We start from the raw sequence: 13370 nt of genomic DNA on the forward strand, positions 1-13370 counted from the left end.
TGGGATATCTCCTTGAATGAAACGGAATGCGGGTTACTTCTTCTTCGCCGCGGCGGGGTTCAGGCTCGTGATGCGGCCGCTCTCGGTGCCCGCCGTCTCGTCGATCACGGCGTTGATGAGGGTCGGGCGGCCCGAGGCGACGGCCTCGGCCAGGGCCTTCTGCAGCTCGTCGGCGGTGGTGGCGTGCACGCCGACGCCGCCGAAGGCTTCCATCAGCTTGTCGTAGCGCGCGTTCTTGACGAACACCGTGGGCGCCACGTCGGGCGTGCCGCTGGGGTTCACGTCGGTGCCGCGGTAGACGCCGTTGTTGTTGAAGACGATCACGCAGACCGGCAGGTTGTAGCGGCAGATGGTTTCCACCTCCATGCCGCTGAAGCCGAAGGCGCTGTCGCCCTCGATGGCGATCACCGGCTTGCCCGTGACCACGGCGGCGGCCACGGAGAAGCCCATGCCGATGCCCATGATCCCCCAGGTGCCCACGTCCAGGCGCTTGCGCGGCTCGTACATGTCGACGATGCTGCGCGCGAAGTCCAGCGTGTTGGCGCCCTCGTTCACCACGATGGCGTCGGGCCGGGCCTTCACCTGGTCGCGGATCACGCTGAGCGCGCTGTGGAAGTTCATCGGCGAGGGCCGCGCGGCCAGCGTGGCGGCCATCTTCGACAGGTTCTTGTCCTTGCGCTCGGCGATGGCGCCGGTCCACTCGGCCGGGGGCTTGGCCCACTTGGCGTCGATGCCGGCCAGCAGCGCTGCCACGCAGGAGCCGATGTCGCCGATCACCGGCGCCTCGATGGCGACGTTGCTGTCGATCTCGGTCGGCGCAATGTCGATCTGGATGAAGCGCTTGGCGCCCTTCTCCTGCGCCCAGGTCTTGCCCTTGCCGTGCGAGAGCAGCCAGTTCAGGCGCGCACCGACCAGCACCACCACGTCGGCTTCCTGCAGCACATAGGAACGCGCCGCCGCCGCCGACTGCGCGTGCGTGTCGGGCAGCAGGCCCTTGGCCATCGACATCGGCAGGTAGGGAATACCCGTCTTCTCGACCAGCGCGCGGATGTCGGCGTCGGCCTGCGCGTAGGCAGCGCCCTTGCCGAGCAGGATCAGCGGACGCTTGGCGCCCTTGAGCAGTTCGAGGGCGCGGTTCACCGCGTCGGCAGCGGGAATCTGGCGCGGCGCGGCATCGACCACCTTGATGAGCGAGGCCTTGCCGGCCGCGGCATCCATGGTCTGTGCGAACAGCTTGGCCGGCAGGTCGAGGTACACGCCGCCCGGGCGGCCCGAGAGCGCGGCGCGGATGGCGCGCGCGATGCCCACGCCGATGTCCTGCGCATGCAGCACGCGGAAGGCGGCCTTGCACAGCGGCTTGGCGATGGCGAGCTGGTCCATCTCCTCGTAGTCGCCCTGCTGCAGGTCGACGATCTCGCGCTCGCTGGAGCCGCTGATGAGGATCATCGGGAAGCAGTTGGTGGTGGCGTTGGCCAGCGCGGTGAGGCCGTTGAGGAAGCCGGGCGCCGACACCGTCAGGCAGATGCCGGGCTTCTGCGTGAGGAAGCCCGCTGCTGCGGCCGCGTTGCCGGCGTGCTGCTCGTGGCGGAAGGAAATGACGCGCAGGCCTTCGGCCTGGGCCATGCGGGTGAGGTCGGTGATCGGGATGCCGGGCAGGCCGAAGATGGTGTCGATGCCGTTGAGCTTGAGGGCATCGATGACGAGATGGAAGCCGTCGATGGTCTCGCCCGCGGGCGCGTTGTCTTCCGTCACGCTCTTGAGCGCGCGCACCACCGCATCGCCGTCGGCGTCACGGGTTTTCGCGGACTTGAGGGCTTCGCTCAGCGTGGTGGCCGCCTCTTTCTCTGTTCTGACTGAAGACATGTCTCTCCTTCTGCATGGGTGAATGGCCTAGGCCCGAGCCGCGACTATGATTCGGGCCAAACTTTCGGCCGTTGACCTCGGTCAACTTTCCCGAAAACGGCGCAGCCCCCGATGAGCGGCGCCGGCAGCGAACTCGAGCAAGACGGTGACCATGACGTTGTTGGAAAACCATCCGGAGAAGAACATCATTCGCGCCCAGCTGCGGCAGAACGTGCTTCTCAAGGACCTGAGCGAAGCCGACCGCGCCGAGCTGGAAGCCCACCTGGTCATCGTGGACGGCAACAAGGGCGAGTTCCTGCTGCACCAGGGCGTGCGGGAGATGGAGCAGTACTTCATCCTCGACGGCATCCTCAAGCGGGTGGTGAGCAACCCGGAGGGCAAGGAAATGATCCTTCGCTTCGCCGACGAGAACGACATGGAGACGAGCTACGCCGCGCTGCGGCTGGGCACGCCCACGCCCTACGGCATCGTCTGCGTGACCAAGGCGCGGGTGGCGAGCCTGCCGCTGAAGGAGTGGATCGCCTTCCTGAACAAGCATCCCGAGACCAAGGAGCTGTTCGAGTTCCTGGTGATGCGCGGCATGAGCGAGATCATGGCGCACACGATCACGCTGCACCTGCTCGATGCCGCGGGGCGCGTGCACCGGTTCATGCGCAAGCACCCGGAGCTGGAAGACCGGATTCCGAGCAAGGAGCTGGCTTCGTATCTGAATCTGTCAGCGGAAACCCTTAGCCGGCTTCGCAAGCGCGGGAAGATCTGACCCTGTCTTGCTCCCTCCCCCTCTGGGGGAAGGAGCAAAAACCTAGGTCTGCTTCGCCGAAGCAAACCGCCGCGTGCTAGCCATCAGCCTCAGCTGGTTGTGCACCCCGCTCACACCCCGCACTTCCGCAGCCACAGCCTCTGCCTGCGCCCGCTCGTCCGAGTCCAGCACGATGCCGCGCAGCAGCAGCTCACCCTGGTTCGCGGTGATCGTCACGTTGATATCGCGCGTCGCCTCGTGCTCCTTCAGCGCCGCGCGCACGCGCGCCTCCAGCGCCATGTTGGCGAGCAGCGCGCGCGAGGCCGGCGTTTCCGCGAACTCGGGGCGGTTCACCATCAGCCGGATCTGCTCGACGCAGCTTTCCACCGACAGCCGGTCGGTGTTGAGCACCAGGTCGTAGAGCACCGGGTCGCCCCAGGTCACGCCGAACTGCGCATGCATGCGCGCGGCGTGCGCCTGGTCGCTGCGGCGGATCTCGGCTTCGGCGAACTCGGCGTCGTCGGTCTCGAGGTCGGCCATCAGCCATTCGACGCGCTTCTTCATCGAGCGCGTGATGCGTACGCACACCACGTGCGGCACCGGCCGCAGCAGGCAGGTGGCGCCCCAGCCGCGCAGCACCACGTTGCCGCGGTCGGCCAGCGCGAAGAGCTCTTCGGCGGTGTAGAGCGCCACGCTGCGTTTGTCGGTGGTCAGGCGCTCCACCAGGCCCGCCTTGCCGCTGCGCAGCCGGCCGATGAGGCTGGTGGAGACCTGCATCCGGTCGGCCACGTGCTCGATGATCTCGTGGCGCATCACGGCGAGGCCGAGGGTTTCGGCGAGCTTGAGCGAAACATCCTTCGCGAGGGAACCCATCTCCTGGGTCAGTGCAATCACTGGCATGTGCTGGCCTCCTCGTTCAATCCACCGGCCGCTCGACGGCGAACTCGTCGGCCTTCTTCGGCTTCTTCACGAAGGCCAGCGCCTTGGAGATCAGCGGCCAGAACAGCAGCACCAGCGCGAGCGTGGTGATGGTGCCCACCAGCGGGTTCGAGAACATCACCATCACGTCGCCCTGCGACACCAGCATGGCCTGGCGGAACGAGTCTTCCGCCTTGTCGCCGAGCACCAGCGCCAGCACCAGCGGCGCCAGCGGAAAGTCGAGCTTCTTGAAGAGGTAGCCCAGCACGCCGAAGCCCAGCATGAACCAGATGTCGAGCATCGCGTTGTGCACCGTGTAGGCGCCGATCGCGCAGATCACGATGATCACCGGCGCGATGATCGAGAACGGAATGCGCAGGATCGACGCGAAGAGCGGCACGGTGCTCAGCACCACGATCAGCCCGACGATGTTGCCCAGGTACATGCTCGCGATGAGGCCCCAGACGAAGTCCTTCTGCTCGACGAAGAGCAGCGGCCCGGGCTGCAGGCCCCAGATCAGCAGGCCGCCGAGAAGCACCGCGGCGGTGGGCGAGCCGGGAATGCCCAGCGCGAGCATCGGCAGCAGCGCGCTGGTGCCGGCCGCGTGCGCTGCGGTCTCGGGCGCGACCACGCCTTCGGTCTCGCCGGTGCCGAACTTCGCGCCCTTCTTCGACATCTTCTTGGCGAGGCCGTAGGCCATGAAAGAGGCCGGCGTGGCCCCGCCGGGCGTGATGCCCATCCATATGCCGATCAGCGAGCTGCGGATGGATGTCATCCAGTAGCGCGGCAACTGCTTCCATGTCTGCCACACCACCCTGGGGTCGATCTTCGCGCTCTTGCCCGAGAACTTCAGGCCCTCCTCCATCGACAGCAGGATCTCGCCGATGCCGAACAGGCCGATCACCGCGATCAGGAAGTCGAAGCCGCGCATCAGCTCGGGCTGGCCGAAGGTCAGGCGCAGCTGGCCGGTGACGGTGTCCATGCCCACGCTGGCGAGCGCGAAGCCCAGCGCCATCGACGCGAGGATCTTGAAGGGCGAGCCCTTGCCCATGCCGACGAAGCTGCAGAAGGTCAGCAGGTACACCGCGAAGAACTCGGGCGAGCCGAACTTGAGCGCGAACTTCGCGACCAGCGGCGCGAGGAAGGTGATCATCACCACCGCGAGGAAGGCGCCCACGAAGGACGAAGTGAACGCGGTGGTGAGCGCCGCGCCGGCGTGCCCGTTCTGCGCCATCGGATAGCCGTCGAAGGTGGTGGCCACCGACCAGGGCTCGCCCGGTATGTTGAACAGGATCGAGGTGATGGCCCCGCCGAAGAGCGCACCCCAGTAGATGCACGACAGCATGATGATGGCCGAGGTCGGCGACATCGTGAAGGTGAGCGGCAAGAGGATCGCCACGCCGTTGGCGCCGCCGAGCCCCGGCAGCACGCCGATGAGAACGCCGAGGATGATGCCGAGGAACATCAGGCCGATGTTCATCGGCGAGAGGATCACCGAGAAGCCCTGCATCAGGGCACTGATTTCTTCCATTTCGCTTGTGCTCCGTGAGTGTTGGGTTCGGTCGTCAGTAGCCGAGGAATCGAAGCGGATCGAGCGCGCCCTTGAAGAGCGGCACCTTGAACCAGACCTCGAACATGCAGAAGAAGAGCGTGTTGACGGCCAGCGCGGCGAACACGCTCTTGAACCACGCGTACTTGCCCAGCACCATCATGAAGAGCGCGATGTAGATCGCCGATGCCACGTAGATGCCGACGATGGCGATGGCCAGCACGTAGACCGTGGCCGGCACCAGCACCGAGAGCACGCGCCTGAGCTGCACCGAGTCGACGAAGACCGCCGTGTTGCGGCTCTTGCCCAGCAGCGACTGGTAGAGGATGCCGGCGCCCGAGATCGTGATGATCACGCCGATGAAGAACGGGAAGTAGCCGGCGCCGGGGCCGTCGGTGGTCCAGCCGGCGCCGAGCTTGCGCGCCTCGAAGACCACCACCAGGCCGATGACCAGCAGCGCCACCGCGACCGCCGCCTCTACGAGGTGGGTGGAGATGCCCGTGCGCGCCGGGCCCTCGGATGTTTCGTCGTGCTCCATGGAGCCCCCATCGTGGTTGTTTGGAAGAAGGAAATCGGCGTGCGCTCCTGGCACACGCGCCCGCTGCCGCACGCCGTGCGCGGCAGTCGTCGCAGCCGGCTGGCCCGCGCCGGCCTACTTGTTGCTCGCGAGGAAGCCCGCGTCGGACATCAGCGTGCGGTGCGTGGCCTCGGCCTCGGTGAGCCACTTCGCGAAGGCATCGCCGGTCAGGAAGGTCGGGTTGAAGGCGCCCTTCTCCATGTACTCCTTCCACTCCGGCGTGGCGGCCACCTTGGTCAGCAGGTCCTTGTAGAAGGCGAGCTGGTCGGGCGTGACGCCCGGCGGCATGAAGATGCCGCGCAGCATCGTGTACCTGGTGGGCACGCCCGCTTCCTTGCAGGTGGGGATGTCGTTCCACGACTGCGTGTCGGTGACCTTGGCCTTGAAGGGCATGCGCTCGTCGTCGAACACGCACAGCGCGCGCAGCTTGCCCGCGCGCCACTGCGCCACCGCCTCGATCGGGTTGTTCACCGTCGACTGCACGTGCCCGCCCACCAGTTGCACCGCCACCTCGCCGCCGCCCTTGAAGGGCACGTAGATGAACTTGGTGCCCGTGGCTTTCTCCAGCGCGACCGTGATGATCTGGTCTTCCTGCTTCGAGCCGGTGCCGGCCATCTTGAACTTGTTCGGCCCCGCGGCCTTCACCGCGCCGATGTAGTCGCCGGCGCTCTTGTAGGGCTCGGAGGCATTGGTCCACAGCACGAACTGGTCGAGCGCCAGCATCGCGACCGGCGTCATGTCCTTCCAGTTGAAGGGCACGCCGGTGGCCATCGGCGTGGTGAACAGGTTCGACAGCGAGATGACGATCTTGTGCGGATCGCCCTTCGCCTCCTTCACGGCCAGGAAGCCCTCGGCGCCCGCGCCGCCGGACTTGTTGACGACGATCAACGGCTCCTTCATCAGCTTGTACTTGATGACGATGCCCTGCAGCAGCCGGCCCATCTGGTCGGCGCCCCCGCCGGTGCCGGCGGGAATCACGAACTCCACCGGCTTGGTGGGTTCCCATGCGAAGGCGGGCGCGGCGCCGGTGGCCAGCGCCGCAGCAGCGGCAGTGGTGGCGAGGACGGCAGTCGCGCGGCTCAGAACGTTCGAGGCGATCTTCTTCATCAGGGTGTCTCCTGTGTAGTGATTTCGCTCTTTTTTGTTCTTGAATCTGAGCAGAGATGCGAACGGGCACGATGGTGCGCGCCGCCGATTCGAGGCGGCTTGATCGCGGTCAACTTTTCGAAGATTTCGTATTCGGGTTAGCCCGCGCTGGCGATGCGCACGGGGTTGCCGGTGGCCCCGGCCGGGACTGTCATCGCGAACCCTATAAAATCGCGTGCGCACCGCGGCTCGCGCCCCCGTGCATCCCCATCCGGTCTTCGTAGTTCAATGGATAGAACGGGGTCCTCCTAAGACTCAGATACAGGTTCGATTCCTGTCGAAGGCACCAGCAAGCCGTTGATGTTCAACGGCTTTTTTTTGGCTGGGACAAGGCCGGGACACGGTTCAAGAACAGACTGCGAAGGCGGCCATGGACACGTGCCTCTTCTGCGATTGCGACCTCACGCCCGGCAGCGAGGAACACGTCTTTCTTTCAATGAGCAGGCCCGGCGCCGCATATCGAACGAGCTGCGCAAGCTATCCGGTACGGCGCCCCATCCATAGAGAATTTCGCCGGCCGGGATTTCAGCGACTGAAGCAGCGGGGGACGATCCAGCCCGCCGGCAGAGCGCCATCGAAAGCTTCGTAGGGCAACTGGCCGTGATCGAACACGGCGGGTCGTGGTCCACCGAGCTGGAACCCGTGTTCGACGAAGACGCCGGCGCCTTGCGCGGACCCAGGAGCTGAAGCTCTCGCCGGGCTGCCGCGACAACCGGTCCGCGCAGGCGCTTGTTACGGGCCGGGCATGTAGCAACGCTACGTAACAAGCGCCGAAGCGCGCCCGCCGGAAGGCCTTCCGCTCGACCTCCCAGACCCCTTGCCCGTCAAAAATCCGCAGGCAAATCAACAACTTGCACGCAAACGGACGCATCACTGCCGGTTGCACAAAAAAGCGGCACACAAGTTGCCCCGTCAACCAGTCCAACCATCGAGGAGGCTGCCATGACGGATGCCAACACAACGATTTCTTCGACCGCCGGAGGCGCCGACAGCGGGGTCGCGCCGGTGATCCTCGCGCAATCGACAGTCAGGCCCGTCGCTCCCATGGGCGCGGCCAGCACCGCCACGGCAGCAGCACCGGCCGCGCCGGCCGGTGTCGGCTCGCTGTCCAACGCCACGCCCGGCACGGTCGTCATGCGCGACGGGGTGGCGATTCCCGTCTCGGGCAGCCAGACGCTGATGGCCGGGGACCGCGTGATCGTTCCGCAGGACGGCCACGCCAACGTCCTCTTCCCCGGATCGGCCACCAACAAGGCGCCGCTGGCCGGCGTGTTCACCGGCGGCACCGACGCCACCATCAGTTCGACCAAGCTGGCCAGCGGGCTCGAACAGGTGAACGTGGACGTGGCTTCCGGCGACCTCGAAGTGACCGCGCCCGACAGCGACGCCGAAGCCGCCGCGCTCGCGGTGAGCAAGAAGACCGCCGCCGGCAGCGGCATCGGGCTGGGCGAGTTCGCGCTCGGCGCGCTGGGCGCCATCGGGCTCGCGGCCGCGCTGGGCGGAGGGGGCGGCGGCAGCGACAGCGCGGTTCCCTTCTTCGTTCCAGGCATCGGCGAAAGCGATGCCGATGCAGACTCCGACGCGGATGCGGACGCCGATGCCGACGCAGATGCGGATGCCGACGCGGACTCCGATGCAGATGCCGACTCGGACTCGGACTCGGATTCGGATTCGGATTCCGACTCGGATTCCGATTCGGACTCGGATTCCGACGCGGATTCGGACGCAGACGCCGACGCCGACCACCTGCTCGATCCGGGCGACGGCGCCGTCGGGCATCTGGTCGGCTCCCTCGACAACCTGCTCGGCCTGGGCGGCGGCGGTACGGCAGCCGCAGCGCGCAGCGCCGCGGTCACGCACTCCGCGGGCACGCTGGGCTCGCTGCTGCCCACGACCGACGGCCTCACCGACCTGGTCGACAACGTGCTCTCGCCCATCGCCGGCAACGAGTTCAGGCCCAACGATCCGAACGGGTTCGACCCGCTGGACAACACCGTCGACAACATCACCGCCGACCTCGGCGGCGTGCTCACCCCCGTTGTCGACGGCCTGCTGGGCAACGGATTGACCGGCGCGCTCGTCGGGTCGCTCAACGGCCAGGTCGACTACCTGACCGATGCGCTCAACAACATCCTCGGGAACGTGCTCGGCAGCGGCGGCCTGCTCGGCGGCGTGACCACCGGCCTGGGCATCGACGGCTTGGTGGACGGCCTGGTCGGCGACGACGGCGTGGTCGGCCAGGTGCTCGAGGGCCTGCTGGGCGACGGCAGCCTGGTGGGCAGCGTGCTCGGCGAAGACGGGCTGGTCGGGCAGCTGCTGGGGGATGGCGGACTGCTCGGCGGCGTACTGGGCGGCGATGGTGGTTTGCTCGGTGGCGTGTTGGGAGATGACGGCCTGCTGGGCGGCCTGCTTGGTGGCGACGGTGGTCTGCTCGGTGGCGTCCTGGGCGACGACGGCCTGCTGGGCGGCGTTCTCGGCGGCGATGGTGGTCTGCTCGGCGGCGTGCTGGGAGACGGCGGTCTGCTGGGCGGCGTTCTCGGCGGCGATGGAGGCCTGCTTGGCGGCGTACTGGGCGACGATGGTCTGCTGGGCGGCCTGCTCGGCGGTGACGACGGTCTGCTCGGAGGCGTGCTCGGCGGCGACGGCTCGCTCGCCGGCCTGTTGGGCAGCGACGGTCTCACCGGCGGTTTGCTCGGCGAAGGAGGGCTGGCCGACAGCGTGCTCGGACCCGATGGCGTGGTCGGCGAGCTGCTGGGCGCCACCCCCTTGGGCGGCCTGCTCGGCGGCGAAGACGGATTGTTGAGCGGCGTACTCGGCGACAACGGCCTGATCGGCGGCCTCCTTGGCGGAGACGGCTTGCTTGGCGGTGTTCTGGGAGACGACGGCCTGCTGGGCGCCGCTGGTCCGCTGGGCAGCCTGCTCGGTGGTGTCCTGGGCGGCGACGGTCTGCTGGGTGGCGTGCTCGGTGGTGACGGTGGCTTGCTCGGTGGCGTGCTGGGTGACGACGGTCTGCTGGGCGGTGTCCTCGGCGGCGATGGCGGCCTGCTCGGCGGCGTGCTGGGGGACGACGGCCTCGTTGGTGGCCTGCTCGGTAGCGTCACCAACGGCGACGCCGGTGCCCTCGTCGGAGGTCTGCTCGGCGAAGACGGCCTCGTCGGTGGCCTGCTCGGCAGCGTCACCAACGGCGATGCCGGTGGCCTGGTCGGAGGTCTGCTTGGCGAGGACGGCCTCGTGGGCGGCCTGCTCGGCAGCGTCACCAACGGCGACGCCGGCGGCCTGGTCGGAGGTCTGCTGGGCGAGGACGGCCTTGTGGGCGGCCTGCTCGGTGGCGTGACCGGCGGCGGCAGCACCGGCGGCCTGCTGGGCGGCGTGCTCGGCGAAGACGGTGTCGTGAGCAACCTTCTCGGCGATGAAGGACTCGTCGGCAGCGTGCTGGGTGCGGACGGCCTCGTCGGACACCTGCTCGGCTCGCTCGGTGGCGACGACGGCCCGCTGGCCAACGTGCTGCAGTCGGCAACGAGCGAGGCGACCGCTCCGGCGGCCCACGCGGCCTCCACTGCCGCGGCTCCGGCCACAGACATCCTGGCGGGCACCAGCGGCACCGTGGCGCCGGTGGTCGAGACGGTGGCGCACGTGGCCGAAAGCGCGGCCGGTGCCGTCGCCGCGGGCGTGGGCGAAGTCGTGGCGCCGATCACCAGCCAGGTCGAGCAGACGGTGAGCCATGTCGTGAGCCCGGTCACCAACATCCTGCACGGCCTGCTGGGCTGAGCGGAGCGACCTGCCCGCCCGCACGCGGGCACGCAGGTCCGCGAGGACGGTGATGCTGTAGGCAGGCGCTCACGTACTTGCCTTGCCCTGTCCCGCATGAGCGGGCGGCGCGCGGAGTCAATGTGGAGGTTCAGTGGATTTCGGTTCCGGTTCCTCCTCGCGGCGCATTCGTGCGCCGTTAAGCGCTCCCTCGAGGAGCGCTTTTTTTGCCTGGCTTGCGCTCCATCCGCGCAGCAGCAGCAACACCAACAGCCGGCACGGCCAACCCGCGGCCGCCGCCTCAGCGGATCAGGCTCATCGGCGCGACCTGCGGCGTGACCTTCGCCTCGGTCGCCGTCAGCAGCTGGCCGTTCGATTCCTTCCAGCACATGAGGTTGGTGATGCCCGATCCGGCCGGGCCCGGGGCCTGTATCGACACCGCCTTCCACCCCTTGCACGCGCCGCCGACGGTGGTGGGCCTGTCGAGGAACACGTAGTCGGTGCCGGCGTCGATGCGCATCACGCCGGCCACGCCGGGCGGCAAAGGCTTGCGCGCCTGGGCGGCGGCCGCGCATGCGGCCGTGATCATGACGATGCCCAGGAAGAAGGAACAGATATCGGTGAGCCTCACGCGTCGCGCTCCGATCCTGCTGCCGGGCTGGACATCATTCGCGAGCCGGCCCATGCTGCGTCAGTGCGTCTCGCGCCTCAGCTGCTGCACGTCTTCATGCAGCGACTGCGCCCACGCACGGCGGTCGCGGCCGTGCGGGTCCTGCGGCTCGCCGAAGCGCACGATGGCCAGGAGCGGCGGCGCGCGCAGCGTGTTCCACAGCGAGACGACGAGGTTGTCGTCGTCGATGTAGCGCGGCGCCTGGCTGGTCTCGCCGGTGGCGGCATCGGCGAAGCGCAGCGCGGCGGGCAGCACGGGCGCGCCCGAGGAGATCGACGCCTGCAGCAGGTTGGCATGGAAGGGCAGCAGGCCCCGGCCGTCGCTGGTCGTGCCTTCGGGGAACACGCCGATCAGGTCGCCGCTGCGCAGCGCGTCGGTCATGTGGTGCACCACGCGCAGTGCGTCGCGGCGGCGTTCGCGCTCGATGTAGAGCGTGCCCGAGCCGGTGGACAGCGTGCCGATCAGCGGCCAGCCCTTCACGTCCGACTTGGACACGAAGCGCACGTGCCGCGCGGCGTGGATGGTGGTGATGTCCAGCCACGAGAGGTGGTTGCAGATCAGCAGCATCGGCCCCTTGGCAGGCGGCGTCCCCTGCACCACCAGCGTGATGCCCATCAGCTCCAGCATGCGCCGCGACCACGCCTGCACGCGCGCGTTGCGCTCGGGCTGCGAGAGCTTCGGGAAGGTGAAGCGGATCGTCCACCAGCCCGAGGCCGCGTGCGCCACCGCGCGCAGCAGGCGCCAGCCGGCTTTCAGCGAATGAAGCATCGGCGCGCCGGCCCTCTCATCCGTGGACGATGCGGCCGGCGACGAGCGTGTGCCGCGCGCGGCCCTGCAGCGGATAGCCGGCGAACGGCGTGTGCTTGCCCTGGCTCCTGAGCGCGCCGGGCTCCACCTGCCATTCGAGCGCCGGATCGGCGATGCACAGGTCGGCCACGCCGCCTGGCTGCAGGCGGCCGATGCCGGTGGCCGCGTGGTCGGCGCCCAGCAGGCGCGCAGGCGCGGCGGTGACCACCTCGATGGCGCGCGCGATGCCGGCGCCGCTTCGCTCGCCCCAGCGCAGCGCGAGCGGCAGCAGCAGTTCGAGGCCGGTGGCGCCCGCCTCGGCTTCGGCGAAGGGCAGCGTCTTGGCGTCGGCCTCGACCGGCGTGTGGTCGGACACCAGCGCATCGATGGTGCCGTCGGCCAGCGCGGCGGAGAGCGCGTCGCGGTCGCCCTGCTGGCGCAGCGGCGGGTTCAGGCGGGCGCGGCTGTCGAAGTAGCCGATGTCGGTGTCGGCCAGGTGCAGCGAGTTGATGCTCACGTCGCAGGTGATCGGCAGGCCCTGCGCCTTGGCCTGGCGCACCAGCTCCACGCCGCGGGCGCTGGAGATGCGGCACAGGTGCACGCGCGCGCCGGTGCTCTTCATGAGCTCGACGATGGTGAAGATGGCGATGGTCTCGGCCGACACCGGCACGCCCCCCAGCCCCAGCCGCGTGGCGAGCGGGCCGCTGGCGGCCACGCCCTTGCCGAGGTCGCGATCCTGTGGCCGCAGCCACACTGTGTAGCCGAAGGTGCTGGCGTAGGAGAGCGCGCGCTGCAGCACCTGCGTGTCGGCCAGCGGCACCTCGGCCTGGCCGAAGCCGATGCAGCCGGCCTCGGTGAGCTCGGCCATCTCGGTGAGCACGCCGCCGGCGAGGCCGCGCGTGAGCGCGCCCTGCGGGAACAGGCGCGCGGCCTGCAGTTTCTCGGCGCGGAACTTGAGCATCTCGACCAGGCCGGGCTCGTCGAGCACCGGGTCGGTGTCGGGCGGGCACACGAGGCTGGTCACGCCGCCGGCGATGGCCGCGGCCATCTCGCTTTCGAGCATGCCCTCGTGCTCGTAGCCGGGCTCGCGCAGCCGCGCGGCCAGGTCGACGAGGCCCGGCGCGACGATGCAGCCGGTGGCGTCGATGGTGCGCCCGGCCTTGAAGCCAGCGGGAATGCCGTTGCCGATGCCGGCGATCTTTCCGTCGGCGATGGCGATGTCGGCCTTTTCATCGATGCCCGACGCGGGGTCGACAACGCGGCCATTGGTGATGTGGATGTTCATGCGTCTGTACTTCCGGTGACGGTCATGGCCTTTTCGGGAAACACCGTGGAACCGGCTTCGCCGGGCCACCGGTGTTGCCCCCGGCAGGGG

At 68.5% G+C, this 13370-nt stretch carries 10 protein-coding genes and 1 tRNA gene; 3 read left to right on the forward strand and 8 right to left on the reverse strand.

Annotated elements, in window-relative coordinates:
- Nucleotides 1-33 precede the first annotated feature (33 nt).
- Nucleotides 34-1863 carry an oxalyl-CoA decarboxylase gene (gene oxc / locus FHT32_RS04555; RefSeq protein WP_176663420.1) on the reverse strand — a complete coding sequence of 610 codons (1830 nt, stop codon included), beginning with the start codon at nt 1861-1863 and terminating at the stop codon, nt 34-36.
- A 151-nt stretch (nt 1864-2014) separates the two neighbouring features.
- Here oxc and FHT32_RS04560 point away from each other — a divergent pair, with 151 nt between their 5' ends.
- Nucleotides 2015-2623, forward strand: coding sequence for a Crp/Fnr family transcriptional regulator (locus FHT32_RS04560; protein ID WP_056595369.1), 609 nt, complete (start codon nt 2015-2017; stop codon nt 2621-2623).
- 42 nt (nt 2624-2665) lie between these two features.
- Here the strand turns inward: FHT32_RS04560 and FHT32_RS04565 are convergent, their stop codons facing one another.
- The 4 genes from FHT32_RS04565 to FHT32_RS04580 all read right to left on the reverse strand — a co-directional run bounded on the left by FHT32_RS04565 (nt 2666) and on the right by FHT32_RS04580 (nt 6753).
- Nucleotides 2666-3502, reverse strand: coding sequence for a cytidylate kinase family protein (locus tag FHT32_RS04565; RefSeq protein WP_176663421.1), 837 nt, complete (start codon nt 3500-3502; stop codon nt 2666-2668).
- 16 nt (nt 3503-3518) lie between these two features.
- Nucleotides 3519-5051 carry a tripartite tricarboxylate transporter permease gene (locus FHT32_RS04570; RefSeq protein WP_176663422.1) on the reverse strand — a complete coding sequence of 511 codons (1533 nt, stop codon included), beginning with the start codon at nt 5049-5051 and terminating at the stop codon, nt 3519-3521.
- Nucleotides 5052-5085: 34 nt separating this feature from the next.
- Nucleotides 5086-5607 carry a tripartite tricarboxylate transporter TctB family protein gene (locus tag FHT32_RS04575; RefSeq protein ID WP_176663423.1) on the reverse strand — a complete coding sequence of 174 codons (522 nt, stop codon included), beginning with the start codon at nt 5605-5607 and terminating at the stop codon, nt 5086-5088.
- A 114-nt stretch (nt 5608-5721) separates the two neighbouring features.
- The gene (locus FHT32_RS04580) at nt 5722-6753 is read right to left on the reverse strand and encodes a tripartite tricarboxylate transporter substrate binding protein (RefSeq protein WP_176663424.1); all 1032 of its coding nucleotides are present in this window, start codon (nt 6751-6753) and stop codon (nt 5722-5724) included.
- 253 nt (nt 6754-7006) lie between these two features.
- Here FHT32_RS04580 and FHT32_RS04585 point away from each other — a divergent pair.
- Nucleotides 7007-7081: transfer RNA gene (locus FHT32_RS04585), tRNA-Arg, on the forward strand.
- A gap of 653 nt (nt 7082-7734) precedes the next feature.
- A complete protein-coding gene (locus FHT32_RS04590; protein WP_176663425.1) occupies nt 7735-10560 on the forward strand; it encodes a hypothetical protein in 2826 nt (941 codons plus the stop codon).
- 280 nt (nt 10561-10840) lie between these two features.
- Here the strand turns inward: FHT32_RS04590 and FHT32_RS04595 are convergent, their stop codons facing one another.
- Genes FHT32_RS04595 through FHT32_RS04605 form a run of 3 tightly spaced genes read right to left on the reverse strand, consistent with a single transcriptional unit; the run spans nt 10841 to nt 13280 of the window.
- On the reverse strand, nt 10841-11170 hold the full coding sequence (locus FHT32_RS04595; RefSeq protein WP_176663426.1) for a hypothetical protein: 330 nt from the start codon (nt 11168-11170) through the stop codon (nt 10841-10843).
- Nucleotides 11171-11230: 60 nt separating this feature from the next.
- Nucleotides 11231-11977 (reverse strand): 1-acyl-sn-glycerol-3-phosphate acyltransferase, encoded by a 747-nt coding sequence (locus FHT32_RS04600; protein ID WP_176663427.1) that lies wholly within the window; start codon nt 11975-11977, stop codon nt 11231-11233.
- Between the two features lie 16 nt (nt 11978-11993).
- A complete protein-coding gene (locus FHT32_RS04605) occupies nt 11994-13280 on the reverse strand; it encodes a dihydroorotase (protein WP_176663428.1) in 1287 nt (428 codons plus the stop codon).
- Between the last annotated feature and the right edge of the window lie 90 nt (nt 13281-13370).

The organism is Variovorax sp. SG517 (genome assembly GCF_013376045.1).
Taxonomy (GTDB): domain Bacteria; phylum Pseudomonadota; class Gammaproteobacteria; order Burkholderiales; family Burkholderiaceae_C; genus Variovorax.

What these genes read in the sequence shown, in the direction of transcription:
- oxc (WP_176663420.1), bottom strand. Translation starts at nt 1,863, where the DNA reads ATGTCTTCAGTCAGAACAGAGAAAGAGGCGGCCACCACGCTGAGCGAA.
- FHT32_RS04560 (WP_056595369.1), top strand. Translation starts at nt 2,015, where the DNA reads ATGACGTTGTTGGAAAACCATCCGGAGAAGAACATCATTCGCGCCCAG.
- FHT32_RS04565 (WP_176663421.1), bottom strand. Translation starts at nt 3,502, where the DNA reads ATGCCAGTGATTGCACTGACCCAGGAGATGGGTTCCCTCGCGAAGGAT.
- FHT32_RS04570 (WP_176663422.1), bottom strand. Translation starts at nt 5,051, where the DNA reads ATGGAAGAAATCAGTGCCCTGATGCAGGGCTTCTCGGTGATCCTCTCG.
- FHT32_RS04575 (WP_176663423.1), bottom strand. Translation starts at nt 5,607, where the DNA reads ATGGAGCACGACGAAACATCCGAGGGCCCGGCGCGCACGGGCATCTCC.
- FHT32_RS04580 (WP_176663424.1), bottom strand. Translation starts at nt 6,753, where the DNA reads ATGAAGAAGATCGCCTCGAACGTTCTGAGCCGCGCGACTGCCGTCCTC.
- FHT32_RS04590 (WP_176663425.1), top strand. Translation starts at nt 7,735, where the DNA reads ATGACGGATGCCAACACAACGATTTCTTCGACCGCCGGAGGCGCCGAC.
- FHT32_RS04600 (WP_176663427.1), bottom strand. Translation starts at nt 11,977, where the DNA reads ATGCTTCATTCGCTGAAAGCCGGCTGGCGCCTGCTGCGCGCGGTGGCG.
- FHT32_RS04605 (WP_176663428.1), bottom strand. Translation starts at nt 13,280, where the DNA reads ATGAACATCCACATCACCAATGGCCGCGTTGTCGACCCCGCGTCGGGC.